This window comes from Candidatus Nitrospira nitrificans (assembly GCF_001458775.1).
In the GTDB taxonomy this organism is placed as follows: domain Bacteria; phylum Nitrospirota; class Nitrospiria; order Nitrospirales; family Nitrospiraceae; genus Nitrospira_D; species Nitrospira_D nitrificans.
Genome location: NZ_CZPZ01000036.1, coordinates 66,946 through 82,747, shown reverse-complemented (window position 1 = coordinate 82,747; position 15,802 = coordinate 66,946). Strand labels below are relative to the sequence as shown.

Genomic DNA, 15,802 nt, shown 5'->3' with positions numbered 1-15,802 from the left:
CTATTCGCACCCTGCCGCTCGTATGTCTCGGATACGCAACTGAATCCGATCCTGGCCGTTCCAATGATTCAGTTCCGGCGTGAAGGCGACGTCAATGGGCGTCTTCAGAGACAAGCCATGATCTTCCAAAGATTTCATCCCAAATCCAATACTATCAAACGGCAGAGATCCACCCTGCCGGACGGTCATCTTCAAATGTTTCTCTCCGACCACGCGCGCATTGAGAACGTTCAGCCCTCGGACGGCGAACGTCGGCTCGGGATTCCCCGCGCCGAACGGATGGAGCGTCCCGATTTCACGAATCAGCTGGAGCGTGACCTCGGCCAAGCGCAGTTCAGAATCCAGATGCAGCATGGGAACGCTGTGGGTATTCCGAATCCACGCCTCCGCAGTTGCGGAAAAGCGCTCGGCAAATTCCGGCAACCGGCCCTCCTGGATCGTGACCCCCGCCGCGCTGGGATGGCCCCCGAACGCCATGAGGAGATCTCGGCAACCGGCCAACGCTTGATAGAGGTCGAACCCCGGCACAGTCCGAGCCGATCCCTTCCCGATGCCGTCTTCATTCACGGCGATCACGACCGCCGGACGATGAAAGCGTTCCATGATGCGGGCCGCGACGATACCGACGACCCCGAGATGCCATCCTCGGGCGTACAACACGATCCCTCCCTGCAGCTCCCGTGACTCCGCCTGAGCTACCGCTTGCTCCAAAATATCAGCCTCAAGCTCACGGCGGGCTCGGTTCAACTGCTCAAGCTCTTCAGCCAACTCTTGGGCTTCCCCTTCAGACTCCGTCGTCAGAAGTCTGACCCCTTTGATCGCTTCATCCAAGCGCCCTGCGGCATTGAGTCGAGGCCCGAGTTTGAACGCGATGGTCTCCGCCGTGCATTCACGGCTAATGCCCGCAACCTGCTTCAAAGCCCGTAGGCCGCAGCGGGCGCCGCGCGAAAGATGGGCCAGTCCTTCTCGAACGAAGAGTCGATTTTCGTCTTGCAGCGGAACCACGTCCGCGATCGTGGCAAGCGCGACCAAATCCAAGAGCGACTCCAACGGCACCGAGCCGGAGCCGTATTTCATCTCATACGCCTGCGCCACCTTGTACGCCAGGCCGCCGGAGCAGAGCCCGCGAAACGGATACCGAGCGTCAGGCCGATGGGGATTCATCACCGCCAACGCAGCCGGCATCTCCATATCGCTTTGATGGTGATCGGTCACGATCACGTCGATCCCCAGTCGATTGGCGAGGCTGATTTCATGGTGCGACGTGGTCCCGCAATCGGAAGTCACTAAGAGAGAGACGCCCTCCTTCGCCAAGGTCCGAACAGCACTCTCGTTCAGTCCATATCCCTCACGCAGACGATGAGGAACATAGGCACGGACTTCGGCGCCGAGCCCGCGAAAGAATGACAGATAAATGCTTGTGGCGGACATGCCATCCACATCGTAATCGCCGTAAAAACAGACGACTTCGCGACGTTGCCTGGCCTGATGCAGACGGTCGACCGCCCGTTCCATGTCGGGAATCAAGAACGGATCATGAGTTTGGAGAGGAGACATCCAGGCTGTCGCCTGGTCCACGCTCATCACGCCCCGATTGAGCAACAACGAGGCGGTCGCCGAGGAAATTGACAAGGCCTTTGATAAGAGGCCGCGTTGGATGGGATCAACTTGAGAGAAAACCCAGAGCTTGGACTTCATCCCCATCTCCTTAATGGTCTAGGTCCACGCATGTTCTCGATTACAGGAGAACGAGGAAGACTGTAATAAGCAGCTTCTTCTTTGTCAAACCGAAGGACGTGAAGGAAATGGGAGGGTGACTCGACGGAGAGTTGGAGGGAGCGCTATTGCCCTCCTTTTTGAACATAATTCTTCACGAATTCTTCAGCGTTCTTTTCAAGCACATCATCGATCTCATCGACCAGTTTGTCGATATCCTCTTTCAGCTTTTTGCCGGTCTCGACCACCTTCGGGTTGGCTTTGACTTCATCTTTGCCCTGCGGTTCTCGTCGCGGCTCTTGCTTCCGTTCCTGCTTTTCCATTCGAGCACCTCCCGTGGACCAGGGAAACTCTCGCGATCAGCCGGCAACTCTCATTGATGAACTCACCATACTCTAGGGTACCGAAACCCGTCAAGGCACGAGGCGAAACGAAAAGCGCCGTGCCCCGGCCGGGACACGGCGCTTCATCATACAACTCGATCCTGTGTTACCGGACACTCATCCGCACTCGTTCAGACGATCAACGACACGATGAGCAATGCGACGATATTGATGACCTTGATCATCGGGTTCACCGCCGGTCCCGCTGTATCCTTGTACGGGTCCCCGACCGTATCGCCGGTCACCGCCGCCTTATGCGTGTCGGTGCCCTTCAATCCCTGCTCTTCGATAAACTTCTTCGCATTGTCCCAGGCCCCGCCGCCGCTCGTCATTGAAATCGCGACGAACAGGCCGGTCACAATGCTGCCGACCAACACGCCGCCGAGAGCTTGCGGGCCCAGCACCAAGCCGACAATGATCGGCGATGCCACCGGGATCAAGCCCGGGATCATCATCTTTTGAATCGCGGCCTGGGTCACGATGTCAACGCAGGTGCCGTACTCCGGCTTCCCCGTGCCTTCCATAATGCCCTTGATCGTCCGGAACTGCCGCCGCACTTCTTCCACGATCAAACCGCCGGCTTCGCCCACGGCCCTCATACAAAGCGCGCCGAAGATGAAGGGCAACATGCCGCCGAGAAACAGGCCGACCAACACTTTCGGGTTGGACAGGTCGAACGCCGCCAGCGCGGGATTGTGCGCCGCGACCTCACGAGAATATTCCGCGAACAACACCACCGCCGCCAAGGCGGCTGACCCAATCGCATAGCCTTTCGTCACCGCCTTGGTCGTATTGCCGACCGCATCCAATGGATCGGTGATGTCCCGAACTTCCTTGCCCAGATGCGACATTTCGGCAATGCCGCCTGCATTGTCCGTGATTGGGCCGAACGCATCGATCGCCACGACAATCCCCGCCATCGACAGCATCGAGACCGCCGCCACCGCCACGCCGTATAACCCGCCGGACTCCGCGCCGCCGCAGACCCAGAAGCTGGCCAGGATCGCCGCCGCGATCACCACCACCGGCGCCGCCGTCGCCTGCATGCCGACCGCCAGTCCCGCGATGATGTTCGTCGCATGGCCGGTTTCACTGGCTTTGGCGATATATTGCACCGGTTCATAGTTCTTCGACGTGTAATAATCGGTAATGAATACAAGCGCCAGCGTCACCGCCAATCCCATCAATGCTGCGATGTAGTAACTGAAACCGCTGACGCCCCCTACCCCCCCCATGATCATGAGGGTGATCGGAAGAAATGCCACGGCAGCGATCCCGCCGGCCACGAACAGCCCCTTGTAGAGCGCCGTCATGACTTCCCCGCCCGGGCTCACCTTCACGAAGAGAACCCCGATGATCGTCGCGAAAATCGTCACGCCTCCTAAAACCAACGGATACAGGATCGGAGCAGTCGCTCCTTTAAACATCGTAAACGCCAACACCATCGCCGCCACCGTCGTCACGGCGTAGGTCTCGAACAGGTCCGCCGCCATGCCGGCGCAGTCACCGACGTTGTCGCCCACGTTATCGGCGATGACCGCCGGGTTGCGAGGGTCGTCTTCCGGAATGCCCGCTTCGACTTTACCGACAAGATCTGCGCCCACATCCGCAGCCTTGGTGTAGATGCCGCCGCCGACACGAGCGAAGACCGAGATCAAGCTCCCTCCGAACCCAAGACTCAAAAGCGCGTGGATCGCCTTCTCTTGGCCGGCTATCGATTGCGCGGTCATATAGAAGGTCGTAATCGCCAAAAGTCCCAGACCGATCAGCAGCAGACCGGTCACCGCCCCCCCTCGAAACGCGACGGTCAAGGCGGCATTCATGCCATTGTGCGCGGCTTGCGCTGTCCGCACGTTGGCGCGCACGGCAATGATCATCCCCACATAGCCGGCAATCGACGAAGCTCCCGCGCCGACCAAGAACCCGACCGCCGTCAGCAAACCAAACTTGTCGGAAACGGCCCCAGCGGCCCAGAGCATGACGAAGAGCACCGCGGCCACATAGCCGACGGTTTTGTACTGTCGATTCATGTAGGCACTGGCGCCTTCTTGGATTGCCTTCGCAATTTCCTGCATCTTCGCATTGCCGGCGTCGAGCTTGAACACCCACATCGCCAGGTACAGCCCATAGGCGATACCAGCCGCGGCCGCAATGAGGGCAAACGTGATAATCGCTGAATCACTCACTGGAAATCCTCCTGCTGGTTAAACGCACTCCTTGTCTCACACGGCTCTCCGTGGCTTCAACCCATCCAACGTACATGCATGAGTGGGGAAACCTAAGACGGTGCGGAGTCGAACTCGAAGCTAACTACCTGAAAAACGTGCCCATTCTAGTAGAGTTGGACTGGCGGGATCAAGACCAAATACGCGGCGCTCAGAAACAGCCGCGGCGCCGTCTAGAGAATGGAAAGGGCGGCGGGGCTCTACAATCCTCTGTCCATGGGATCCTAAGGCGCCGCTAGAAATGATAGGATACAGATTCTCTTTCAAGCAGGCGAAGGTGCCACCATGAGACAGGCGATCATATGCATGACTCTGTGCCTGTGTTTCGCAGGCCTCCTGGCTGCATGCGGGAACGACAATACCACAGGGAACGTTGCCCCGACTTCCACCAGCCTCAAGCTCCAAACTGTCGCAAGTAATCTGAGCTCGCCGGTGTTCCTTGCCACTTCCCCTGGAGACCAGACCCGCTTGTTCGTCGTCGAACAGGGTGGCACCATTAAGGTAGTGGATAGAGCGGCCGGAACTGTTCTCGCCACCTTTCTTTCCTTATCCGGCATCTCCAGCGGAGGTGAGCAAGGATTGTTGGGGCTGGCCTTTGACCCAAACTACACCGCCAATGGTCGATTCTACGTCCACTATACTGACGCCAACGGCGCGATCACCATCGCTCGATTTCTGCGGTCGTCGACGAACCCCAATGTCGCCGACCCAGCTTCACAGGTCATCTTAGTCTCCATTCCCCATCCAACCTTCGCGAACCATAACGGAGGGATGTTGGCGTTCGGACCGGATGGTTGTCTCTATGCGGCCGTTGGAGATGGGGGAAGTGCAGGGGATCCGAACAATAACGCCCAGAATCTCGCAAGCCGGCTGGGGAAACTTCTCCGGATCGATCCGACGACCCCAGGAACAGCCTGCACGAGTGGAACCCTCAATCCATTTGTCCTCAGCGGAGGCGACCAGCTGGTGTGGAGCTATGGACTGCGGAATCCCTGGCGCTTTTCGTTTGATGGAGCCGATCTGTATATCGGAGATGTCGGCCAAGAGGCCCGAGAGGAGATCACTGTGTCACAAGGCCCCCATGCCGGACGCGGACTCAATTACGGCTGGCGACTCATGGAAGGGTCGGCCTGTTTTAACCCATCCACCGATTGTAATAACGGTGGGCTCACGTTGCCGGTTTTTGAGTATCCGCATGAGAACGGCGCTTGCTCGGTCACAGGAGGCTACGTCTATCGAGGAACCGCAATACCGGTCATTCAGGGCGCCTATTTCTATGCAGATTTCTGCGCCGGCTTTGTCCGTAGTTTCCGCTTCAATAACGGCTCGGCTCTCGACCAAACGGAGTGGCCGCTGCTGACTGTCTCTTCAATCACCAGCTTCGGCCAGGACGGCTTGGGAGAGCTCTATATCCTGACTCGGAACGGCACCGTGTCTCGGATCGTTCCGAACTGAGCCCAGTTTTGACGTATTTCTCAAGTCCTTTCTCTGGAGAAATAGTGTGCAAGGTTCACTGAGCCACCCATACCAGACTTAATTTGTGTTGCACGAAAGATCAAGTTACCAATGTCCGTCTCGCTGGGCATCGCGAACAAACTGCCGGGCCGTGCTCGTGAGGACCTCAGCTTGATCCGGAAAGGTTGATAGAAGCCAATAGACCAGGGATGGCGCTAATATCCAACGAAATATCTTCTCGTCGATCGGATAGCGATAGACCCCTTTCTCCACCTGATCCACATTCAACGTGTACGTCGCGACTGGCTGAGATGTCCAATGCCAAGGAGGCTGCCCACCGCCTGGCCGAACACCATAGTATGGAATTGCATAAGACGTTAACATTCCGATGAATATGGGAATTGCCTTCAGCGATGGACCAATATGCGTGGGAACATAATCGATAGTGACGGATACATAGGTGCCAGTGTCCGGCCTCTTCAAAACCACAATTGCTTCATTGAATAACCAGACACCAACAAGTCCCTGCTGAATTGGCTCTCCAAGTCTGCGCTCAAGCGATGGGTCTGAGTGTGCTTGTGGGAGATAAACCGACAGAGCAGCATTTGCTGTAAGCGGACGATCGAACTGGATCTGGTCAGCAGGGGTAAATGAATAGCGAGCAATCGTACAAGACGTGGTGGCGAACAAGAGCATCGCGGTAGCAAGAAGTACGAGAATCTTACTCTTCTGTTCCACGGCAAACCTCCGGGCCTCTAAAAGAGACCAGTCTATTTGGATCAGTTCCGCCGCTGTTGCAGACTCGATTGTATGGCATCATGCGCGTAAGGCAATAAAACAGGCATAAACTGGCTGCTGGTCCAAGCGCGTCAGAATTGGATTACATCATCAGTCAGAGATTCAATGGAGCGGCAGGGGGCGACGCATGGCAAAGCCAACGCTGAGTGATCACCGCTCCACAGCCGGTTTACGACTGTTGCTGACTTTGCTATAGTGCGCTACACAAAGGACCTATGGCATTCGAACCGAACTACATCATTATTGATGGACAAACTTTCTCCAAGGCAAAGCTTTCGCTGGACAATCACGTCTACAAGAACTGTCAAATCGACGACTGTGATCTCTACTACAGCGGCGGGCAATATGAGCTGCTCGACACCCACATCACCAACTCTCGCCTGATCCTCAACCATCCCGCCAAAGGCATCTATAACGCCCTGCAGATTTTCAAAATGAAATCCCCTGGTTCCCACATCGTCTTCGAGTAATCAGTTCTCATGCCCTACACCTACGATTACACCAGCGCTGCCGCCGGCGACGAAAGCGCATTTAGGCGCTATTGGCGTTTGGCCAAGATGACACTGACCCGCAGCGTGAGGGCGAAGACGTTCCGATTCGACGGTCGGGAGCACGAGTACCTGTACCATCCGTATAACAAGACCTGGAAAAACGAGCGTGGCGTCGAGATTCCCATCTTCCGTGAGCTCCTCCTCAACCATGAAGGCAAACGGGTGCTCGAAGTGGGCAACGTCCTCTCTCACTATTTTCCCATTCATCATGAGGTCGTCGACAAATATGAGGTCGGCTCAGGCGTCATCAATCAGGATATCGTCGAGTTTGTCCCGCAGGACAAATATGATCTGATTATCAGCATCTCGACCTTGGAGCATGTCGGCTGGGACGAACAGCCGCAGAAACCAGGCAAACTGCTGCAGGCGATCGACCACCTGCGATCCGCATGTCTGGCCCCATCCGGCCGGCTCGTGGCGAGCCTCCCGATCGGTTATAATCGCTACTTCGATTATTTGCTGAACAACGGCAAGAGTCCGTTCACGGTCCAGCATTTTCTCAAGCGGATTTCAAAGCGGAATTATTGGGTCGAGTCAAATTGGGAGCAATGTCGCGATGTGCCGTACGGACGGTTTGTGGCCCATGCCATCGTGATCGGGAGCATCCAGGGATGACCCTTCCAACAGGCGGGAGTCGGCCGACCATAAGCATCTGTTCGCTGTCTCAGCCTTCATTCGGGAGGAATCGGTTTGATAAATAGAAACCGTGCGAAGGCCGTTTGACTGACGCCCAGCTGCATGCTCGTCACTTCTTAAGAACCATCGCGCAAACTTCTTCCGCCGCTCGAAAGCCGCTTTCCACGGCTCCGTTCATGTAGCCCTGCCAGTTCATGCTTGTATGTTCTCCCGCAAAGATGATTCGTCCATGTGGCCGGGCAAGCCAGCTGCGCAGGCGGGGATCGAAGCTTGGATCGAAATAGGCATAGCCGCCCTGTGCCCATGGATCATCTTCCCAGGTCACGACTCGACTATGGAGCAGAGTGGCCGATCGGCTGCCCATCCAGTCCAATGCGTCCACCAATCCTTCCACCCCGCGCTGCGCCATGATTTTTTGAGTATCCTCGCTGGCTTGTCCGCCGGCCATCAGGGTCAAAATTCCGGCCTTGCCTGCTTGTTCTTCGTTGGCATCCCAAAAGGCGCCCGTCGGCGCATCCGTCCCACATGCCCGCGGCCTTCCTTTCCGTCTCCAGAATGACTTGTCGAATTGCAAGAGCGCTTTCGTCGTCCTCCCGTACCTCAAGCAGTCGATGGCGCGCGCTTGCATGGACGGCAACGGGGGCAGCATGTGAATGGAGCGCAACGTGGCGGCCGGCGCGGCAAGAATGACATACGTTCCTTGTAACGAGGCTTCTTGTCCGTTCGGTGTGTCAATGCTCACCCGGACCGAATCACGGTCTTGGTAAACGGCCCGCACGGCACTATTGAGCAACAAGTCCTGCCTTACATGCTCAGACAGAGCGAGTGGGAGTCGATCGTTCCCCCCTTCAATTCGATACATGGCTGCTTGTCCCGGCGCAACGCCGGCGAGCTGATCCACGAGGGCCAGCAACGACAGTTCTTCCGGATCAGCCAAGAAAAATCCGCGCAAGCTCCGCGCAACGGCTCTCATGTTGCTGTCTGCCTTTATTTCGTCCAACCAGTGGGCCACTGATTGTCGAGCCAGTTGTCCGGCGATCGGACTGTCCCATCGTTTGTCGGCCGTTCGATAGGCGGTCACAAGCGGACAGAGCATATCAGCCAACGTATCCCACGCCTCTTCACCCGAGAGAATGCGTCGCCGACGCCGGTTGGGACCTGGATGTCGAACGAAAGCGAAGCCTTGTTGCAGGATGGGGCGTAAAGTCAGTCCTTGTTCTTCCGCTAATCGTTTAATTTCATGTTGGCCTTCGTCGATAAAGTCGCCTCCGGCTTCGGCATGTTGCTCCTGAGTGAACGCACCTCGGATTGTAAGCACACGCCCTCCGACACGATCGCGCGCTTCGATCACCGAGACCTTCGCGCCCATCCGCTTGAGCGTCATTGCGGCGGTCAGACCTGCCAGACCTGCGCCGGCGACGATGACGTTCGTGCCTCGGAGTAGCCGTTGCGTCATAAATTTCGTTGGAATGTTTGCTTGAAGGCTTCAGTCCCAGTCTAGCGCCGGTATGTAGAGGGATTCCACAGTTGGGTTCCCTAGGCGAGATTGAAAGACCAGACGCTGGCTAGACGGCCTATCAGGCTTGAGTCGCGGATTTATTGCCGTGGCGCTGTGTCTTGCTAGTGTGGTGTCTCAATCACGGCTTTACAATGCGTGACCTTCTTCAGAATGTCGTCGACGGTTTTGCTCCATATGAACGGCTTCGGATTCTGGTTATTGAGCCGAATGAACTCGTCGATCGCGCCACCAACTCCGGCACGCTTGTGAAGATGCCTCGCCGAAGGTGCTTGCGCGTGATCTCCCCGAACCACCGCTCAATGAGGTTCAGCCACGAGGCACTCGTCAGGGTAAAGTGCAGATGAAATCAAGGTTTTGGTTTACAAGCAACGTCCGGCGAGTCTTGCATGAGAGCGATCTCATAGGATATCTCTCGGTCATTATTATAGATTTCGAAGAACTGCTTTGCCGCATAATACTCCAGCCTAGTGTAGTGATGCATAAATAGCTGTACTTATTATGCCGTACGGGTATACTCCTCCTTCAGCGGAGGATCTGACCATGCGCATCGCCCCTTCCCTTCAGCTGACAGCGCCCGAACGCCAGCAACTGACGCAGTGGGCGCGGGGCCGGCGGACTCCCGCACGGCTCGTGCTCCGCGCCAAGATTGCCTTGTTGGCGGCCGAGGGCCACGACAATCAGCACATTGCTGCCGCCCTGGACACAAGTCGGCAAACGGTGGGCCTTTGGCGGCACCGCGTCGTCACTCAGCGCCTGCCTGGGCTCGTCCAGGATGCGCCCCGCGGCGGGCGTCCCCCCAAGGCGCGCCAGGCGCTCATCGCGCGCATTCTGAAGACGACGACCCAGACGACACCGCCCGGTGCCACCCACTGGTCGACCCGCACCTTGGCGCGGCACCTGCGGACGAATTCGACGTTCGTGCAGCGGGTCTGGACTGCCCATGGTTTGCAACCCCACCGAGTCCGGGCCTTCAAGCTCAGCCAGGATCCGCACTTCCAGGACAAGCTGGAGGATGTGGTGGGCCTGTATCTGCACCCGCCCGAGCATGCCGTGGTCCTCAGCGTGGATGAGAAAAGCCAGATCCAAGCGCTGGATCGCACCCAGCCCGGCTTACCCATGAAGAAGGGCCGGTGTGGCACGATGACACACGACTACAAGCGCCATGGGACCACCACGCTCTTCGCCGCCCTCAATGTCGCGGAGGGCTCCATCCTCTCCACCTGCTTGCCGCGGCATCGGCACCAGGAATGGCTGACGTTCCTGCGTCTGCTTGATCGCCAGATCCCCCAGGGCAAGACCCTGCATCTGATCGCCGACAACTACGCGACACACAAACACCCCACGGTTCAGCGGTGGCTCACGCGCCACCCGCGCATCCACATGCCCTTCACCCCGACGAGTAGTTCGTGGCTCAATCTGGTGGAACGCGTCTTTGGCGATCTGACGGCCAAACAGATTCGTCGCGGCGTGTTCCGGAGCGTTCCGGAGCTAATTGCGGCCATTGACGCGTACATGACCCAGCGCAATGCCACGCCTCAACCGTTTGTGTGGACCAAGACGGCACAGGAGATCCTGGCAAAAGTGAACCGGGCCAGGATCGCCCTGGATAAGACAAGAACAGCATGAATCACTACACTAGTTCCTTCAGGAAGTGCGGCAATTTCCATTTCTTGAATGCCATGTTGTGACTGCACATTAACAGTCATACATTCACAACCGCGATAGGGCCAGTCAATAGGCAGCCTTGTTAGTGGGATAACTCCTCAACACACAAGACTGCAAAGCATCGCAAATAGTGATGCCAGCCCGTCCGAAGAGCAATCAATGGTTCCTAGAACTTTTTTTCAGTCACAGTTTTTTCTTCAGTCTCGGCACGTTTCTGTTCCGGGTTGGAGCACCTGATCAGCCCTCTCCCTTTAATCGTTTTCTGATCCACAATGGATTTCTTCGACAATCTAATACGGCATGCACATGAACGATGTTTTCCGCCACGCTGTAGTAAATGGCGAACGGGAAGCGCTTGGAGAGGCACCGGTGATGGCCATATACGGCTTGATGGATCCCGCCGTACAGAAGAAGTGAATCAATATCTGAGAACAAGCAGTCGAGGAAGTACGCCCCAAGACCGGCTTCCCGACCTTCATAGAAGCGGAAGCCCTGGATTAAATCATCCTGGGGTTTGGTCCAGGATCTTGATTTTCACAAGACCTTGTTTCGGATATCCGCTTTGGCGGTCTCCCAATCGACGAATTGAGATTGACCATCGGCAAGTCGTTGGCGGCGCTCATCAAGGATGTCTTTGTGCCAGGCGGGGGACTCGATGGCTTCCGGAGTACGGGCAATGTCTTCCCACAGAGATTCCATCGCAGCAAGCTTCTCATGGAGGCTCATATCTTTGAGAGGAAGGTTGAAGGACATGGGCTCAGTATACCTCAGCGCCGAACAGATTCAAATCTAGCAAGATTCACCTCTTACCATTTACGTTTCACCTTTTACCTTCGCGCCCGCTCAGCTACTTGCTGACCGGCACGTTCTCCGTGCGTTTCACGATCTCGATCGGCTGGAAGACCGGATCTTGTGAGCCTTGCGATGATTCAGCTTCGACCAGCTGGATGAACAAGGTGGGACCACTCAAGGGAGCGTAATTGAGCCCGACTTCGATGTCGAATGTCTTGGTATCTTTCGGGGTCGGGAAGGCAAAGGTTTCCTCTCTCGTCTCTTCCGGTTTCAAGACCGTGTCTTCAGCCACTTTCGCCGCTTCGAAGTCAAAGATGGTGGGTTGTCCCTGGGCATCAAGATACGTCCGACCATAGACCCGCTTGTCAGCGAACACGGTTTTCAGGTTTTTCCCTTTGACTTCCAGATTGAGGACCACGGTTGCCCAGGCTGGATGGGTAGCAGGCAGATTATGCGGCACGAGACTTTGAACCTTGACCTCCACAGTCGTTTTGTCTCCGTCGATCCTGGTCTGCACGTCCAACTTCGCCGCTTCCTGGCGCAACTTCCCAATGCGCCCTGGGAAACTATGGTTGGCGATCGTGCGCTTCTTTTCCCCGTTGGCTGATTCCCCTACTTGCTGCGGCATGTGGCAGGTCTGGCATTCTTTGCCGGATTTCACCGCGCGGCTTTGGTCCCAATTTCCAAGCAAGTCGTTGGCCTTGCCCAGGTTCGTCGCTGAGGGCACCGACTGATGACAATTCAGGCAGAGATCAGACTTCTGAAACAGGCTCAGTTCCATCGACTGGTGCGCGAGGTTCTGGACAAAGTCCTTGTATGGCCCATACAGCGTCTTCCCACCGATCTCATACTTGGGCTCCGGAGGATGCTTGGCTCGATCGACCTGCTTGATCAAATGGCACTGGCTACAGGCGACACCATCCAAGGAGGGGTCGCCCGCTTTCGCTTGATCCACAAAAAGCTGCGCATGATCCTGGAACTCCCGCACATGCGGGGCATGGCAGCGGAAACACAGAGTCTTATCTTTCCCACCCAGTGATGATTTGAGATACGCATCGAGCGAGGCACGAAACGCGGGAGAATGGATGGACTTCGCCAGGGGCGAGGTTTCCCACTCTTCATACACCCGTTCATGACACCGTTTGCATTTGGTGGAATGGGGGAAAGTTTTCTCGATCAACGACTGACTGGGTACGTTCTGAGCAAAAGCGGATGTGCACGCGCCATCAGACAACGCAGCGACACAAACCATTACAAAACAACTGAACCCGACCGTCATCATGGCAGGCAGCGGCATCACGATTCCCGGTAGTCCCGCAAGATGTTCGCAAAGGCCTTCATTCTCACCAACATCGTGTTAGGAGAGTGATTTGACACGATAGGTTAGAAAGTGCCGCTGGGTATATTCTTGGATGATTTGCTTCGCCTCTTCGCGTTCTTTCTCGGTCTGCAAGGAAGCAAGATACTTGTCCGTCAGCATAGGCTGGGGCGTCGGAATGAGCGCATAGGTCAACACCGCTTCGATCGACGAAGCGGCCGTGCCGGCCGGAAGCGTCAGCGTAAATGGAACCTTCCTCGTGTTGCCGCCCTTGATGAAGGGATCGGGAATCGGACCGCGAAGAATTTTGTCGTACGGCAACCCAAATTGTTTGGTCTCTTCCGCCAAGGTTTTGCCTGCCGCGTCCTTCGCCGTGACGGTCAAAAAGAACTGTTTCAGCACCGGATCGCCGTCGGGGAAACTGTGCGGGAGACTGCCGACCTTCACGATCCCGGTTCCCTCCACCACCATGCCGGTCTTCGTCACATCCACATCGATACGAGGCATCCATTCCGCCTGCAGATTCCGATTCTTGAGCATCGTGCCGGCGACCACGACACCTCGAAACCAGTGACGCCCGATGGCCCTCGTCATGGCCCCGCGTCTGGATGTGGAACTACCGGTCGATGGCTCCATGTGGCAATCCTGACAGATCGTTCCCTCAAGAATTTCGCCGGGCAGATTCTTCTGGGCAACGTCCTTTACTTTGTCGAAATGGCACGCGGCACAATAATTGGCTCCTCGAAAGTGCTCGGACTGCGCGGCAGGATGGACAAGATTTTCCTCGGGATTGGAATAGGGCCCATAGAGCGTGTTGCCTGGCTGCAATTTGAAGGTCGGTGGTACATGCGGGTTCTTTTCCATTCCATTCATCAAATGGCAAGCGGCACAGCCGATCCCTTCAATGCTTGGTTTGCGGGCAAGCACGTGCTCCACCATCGTTTCGGCATGCTGGGGAAACAGGGTGACGGCAGGCGCATGACAGGAGAGACATCGTCCTTGTTCCTCCGCGGTCGGATTCGTCTGTTTCCAAAGACCCAACACGGTTCGAAAGACAAGTGACTCCAACGCCGTGCCATGCAAAAGGGCCGCATCCACTCGGCCGAAGGTTTTCAAGTCCGGCGTCTGCTCTCTGGCGCCCTTCCACTCTTCATAATGACGCTCATGGCACTGTTTGCAGTCTTCCGAACGGATGAACACTTTCTCGATTTCCGCCACCCAATCAGGCGTAGACTGACCAGTCGATTCTTGAGCGATCGCCCAGCTTTGACAGAGCCCACTCAAAACGGCGAGAGCCACGAGGTAAATCGAGGCTCTCCGCCAACTTGCCCCCCATCTACCACCTTGTCCGTGCGCTTCACTTCTCACGCCTCACCCCTCACGCTTCACCGCGCACATTAATCCCGCTTACAGCCGACAAAGTGAAAATTGACCCCCCAGCCGACCGGATCACCTGGATCTGCCGGCTCATAGGTGCCGACGGTGAAATTACATTCCTTCATGGCTTTCCTGATGGCTCGTCCGAAATCGGCCATGTTTCGGATCTCTTGCTTATCGACTTCCTTGATGACGGAACGAACCTTGATCCCTGCGTAGTCCGCTCGTGAATTCCCGATCACCTCGAACACGGCAACTCCTTGCGGCTGTTGCAACTTCAGTTCTTTCTGAATGTCCTCATCGACAGCGCCGACCACGATCCCAAACTCTTCACCGAGTTTTGACGCTTCATCCTCGGTCATGGCATCGGATTGCGCCGCAGCCTGCGACACGGCTACATCGACGAAGATAGGGTCTCCCAGCAGAACCACCAGCCACCCGTAAACAAGGGTTCTGCATGCGAACAACGGAATCGATCCTCTCCTTCCTCCACCGAGATGCGCTTCACACTTCACGTTTCACGCGCCGCATTAGAGCTTGGCGACAGGATCGATCGCGAGTTGAAACCATGGCGCCACGGCCTTCTGGCCGTTGCGCTCTTTGTTTTCTCCGTTCCACACGGCGAATGACACGGTCTGAATACGACCAGGAATGAGCGTGGCTTCATTCTCTTGTTCCTCGCTTACCAGCGGACGGCGCATCACGACATGCCACACCCCGTCCTTCCAGAACGCCTGTCCCTGCACCCGCCCTTGCTTATCTTTTGTGGTCAACGTGCTGAATCCCCCACCGATCAAATCCTCGACCGACGACACCCGCCTCGGGATGACTTCGAATGTCCGAACGCCGCCCTCTTTTTTTTCCGAGGTCCGAGCCGCCCGTCGATCGATATCGCTTTGCCAGTCCGCCTTCCAATGCCAGATGTTGATGTAATGGTCCAGCTGCCCCATGCAGAAAAATGCCGGCGCATCGCCGAGCGGAAGACCGATCGCGACGCCGTCCCGGAAGGTCCCTGGAGTGAGCCGATCATTCTTCGTGTTGTCCTGCCATTCCAGCAGAAAGGCGATCTCGGTCCCATTGTGAATCGAGCGCACCGTCAAGGCGCGCACAGTGGGTTCCGGCCACACCGGCCTGGTGATCACCTGCCCGCTCAAGGGAATCGTGATCGGCGAGACCTGCTGCCACGCCACATCGTCTGCGGCAGTCGGCACATCACCTCGGACCAAATACGATCTGATGGTCATCCCCTCGGAACTGACCAGCGGAATCCCAAAGGCCCCGAGCACACCGGCGACGACAATAAGGCCTGAAAAAAACACAAGGAGGTGAGAGCGGGAACTGTCGATGTACGTCATTCGCACCGCACA

Annotated in this window: 15 protein-coding genes; 4 read left to right on the top strand and 11 right to left on the bottom strand. The window is 56.6% G+C overall.

The annotated features are described in order from the left end of the window. The 3 genes from recJ to COMA2_RS19245 form a co-directional block, all read right to left on the bottom strand. Positions 1 to 1,698, bottom strand: coding sequence for a single-stranded-DNA-specific exonuclease RecJ (recJ, locus tag COMA2_RS19255; protein WP_090902401.1), 1,698 nt, complete (start codon positions 1,696 to 1,698; stop codon positions 1 to 3). A gap of 143 nt (positions 1,699 to 1,841) precedes the next feature. Continuing rightward, positions 1,842 to 2,039 (bottom strand): ubiquitin-like protein Pup, encoded by a 198-nt coding sequence (locus COMA2_RS19250; RefSeq protein ID WP_090902398.1) that lies wholly within the window; start codon positions 2,037 to 2,039, stop codon positions 1,842 to 1,844. A 191-nt stretch (positions 2,040 to 2,230) separates the two neighbouring features. Next, complete coding sequence (locus COMA2_RS19245; RefSeq protein ID WP_090902395.1) at positions 2,231 to 4,285, bottom strand: sodium-translocating pyrophosphatase; 2,055 nt, start codon at positions 4,283 to 4,285, stop codon at positions 2,231 to 2,233. A gap of 324 nt (positions 4,286 to 4,609) precedes the next feature. Here COMA2_RS19245 and COMA2_RS19240 point away from each other — a divergent pair, with 324 nt between their 5' ends. Continuing rightward, entirely contained in the window at positions 4,610 to 5,779 is a 1,170-nt protein-coding gene (locus COMA2_RS19240; RefSeq protein ID WP_090902392.1) for a PQQ-dependent sugar dehydrogenase, read from the top strand. A 105-nt stretch (positions 5,780 to 5,884) separates the two neighbouring features. Here the strand turns inward: COMA2_RS19240 and COMA2_RS19235 are convergent, their stop codons facing one another. Beyond that, positions 5,885 to 6,517, bottom strand: coding sequence for a hypothetical protein (locus tag COMA2_RS19235; protein WP_090902389.1), 633 nt, complete (start codon positions 6,515 to 6,517; stop codon positions 5,885 to 5,887). A gap of 275 nt (positions 6,518 to 6,792) precedes the next feature. Here COMA2_RS19235 and COMA2_RS19230 point away from each other — a divergent pair, with 275 nt between their 5' ends. Beyond that, on the top strand, positions 6,793 to 7,047 hold the full coding sequence (locus tag COMA2_RS19230; protein ID WP_090902385.1) for a hypothetical protein: 255 nt from the start codon (positions 6,793 to 6,795) through the stop codon (positions 7,045 to 7,047). A 9-nt stretch (positions 7,048 to 7,056) separates the two neighbouring features. Beyond that, positions 7,057 to 7,743: a class I SAM-dependent methyltransferase gene (locus COMA2_RS19225; protein ID WP_090902382.1), complete on the top strand. Its 687-nt coding sequence runs from the start codon at positions 7,057 to 7,059 to the stop codon at positions 7,741 to 7,743. A 130-nt stretch (positions 7,744 to 7,873) separates the two neighbouring features. On the opposite strand, the gene COMA2_RS19220 is transcribed toward COMA2_RS19225, so the two are convergent. Further along, positions 7,874 to 9,220, bottom strand: coding sequence for a flavin monoamine oxidase family protein (locus tag COMA2_RS19220; protein ID WP_090902380.1), 1,347 nt, complete (start codon positions 9,218 to 9,220; stop codon positions 7,874 to 7,876). 603 nt (positions 9,221 to 9,823) lie between these two features. Between COMA2_RS19220 and COMA2_RS19210 the strand changes: the two genes are divergently transcribed. Beyond that, a complete protein-coding gene (locus COMA2_RS19210) occupies positions 9,824 to 10,909 on the top strand; it encodes an IS630 family transposase (RefSeq protein WP_090902373.1) in 1,086 nt (361 codons plus the stop codon). A gap of 276 nt (positions 10,910 to 11,185) precedes the next feature. Here the strand turns inward: COMA2_RS19210 and COMA2_RS21215 are convergent, their stop codons facing one another. From COMA2_RS21215 to COMA2_RS19180, 6 genes are all read right to left on the bottom strand, one after another. Further along, positions 11,186 to 11,446, bottom strand: a complete 261-nt coding sequence (locus COMA2_RS21215) for a hypothetical protein (protein ID WP_090902370.1) — start codon at positions 11,444 to 11,446, stop codon at positions 11,186 to 11,188. A gap of 36 nt (positions 11,447 to 11,482) precedes the next feature. Continuing rightward, the gene (locus tag COMA2_RS19200) at positions 11,483 to 11,701 is read right to left on the bottom strand and encodes an addiction module protein (RefSeq protein ID WP_090902367.1); all 219 of its coding nucleotides are present in this window, start codon (positions 11,699 to 11,701) and stop codon (positions 11,483 to 11,485) included. 94 nt (positions 11,702 to 11,795) lie between these two features. Beyond that, positions 11,796 to 13,037, bottom strand: coding sequence for a multiheme c-type cytochrome (locus COMA2_RS19195; protein ID WP_090902364.1), 1,242 nt, complete (start codon positions 13,035 to 13,037; stop codon positions 11,796 to 11,798). Between the two features lie 60 nt (positions 13,038 to 13,097). After that, positions 13,098 to 14,357, bottom strand: a complete 1,260-nt coding sequence (locus COMA2_RS19190) for a multiheme c-type cytochrome (RefSeq protein ID WP_175304738.1) — start codon at positions 14,355 to 14,357, stop codon at positions 13,098 to 13,100. 98 nt (positions 14,358 to 14,455) lie between these two features. Beyond that, positions 14,456 to 14,902, bottom strand: a complete 447-nt coding sequence (locus COMA2_RS19185; protein ID WP_090902358.1) for a PDZ domain-containing protein — start codon at positions 14,900 to 14,902, stop codon at positions 14,456 to 14,458. A gap of 63 nt (positions 14,903 to 14,965) precedes the next feature. Further along, positions 14,966 to 15,790 carry an ethylbenzene dehydrogenase-related protein gene (locus COMA2_RS19180; RefSeq protein WP_090902355.1) on the bottom strand — a complete coding sequence of 275 codons (825 nt, stop codon included), beginning with the start codon at positions 15,788 to 15,790 and terminating at the stop codon, positions 14,966 to 14,968. Positions 15,791 to 15,802 lie beyond the last annotated feature (12 nt).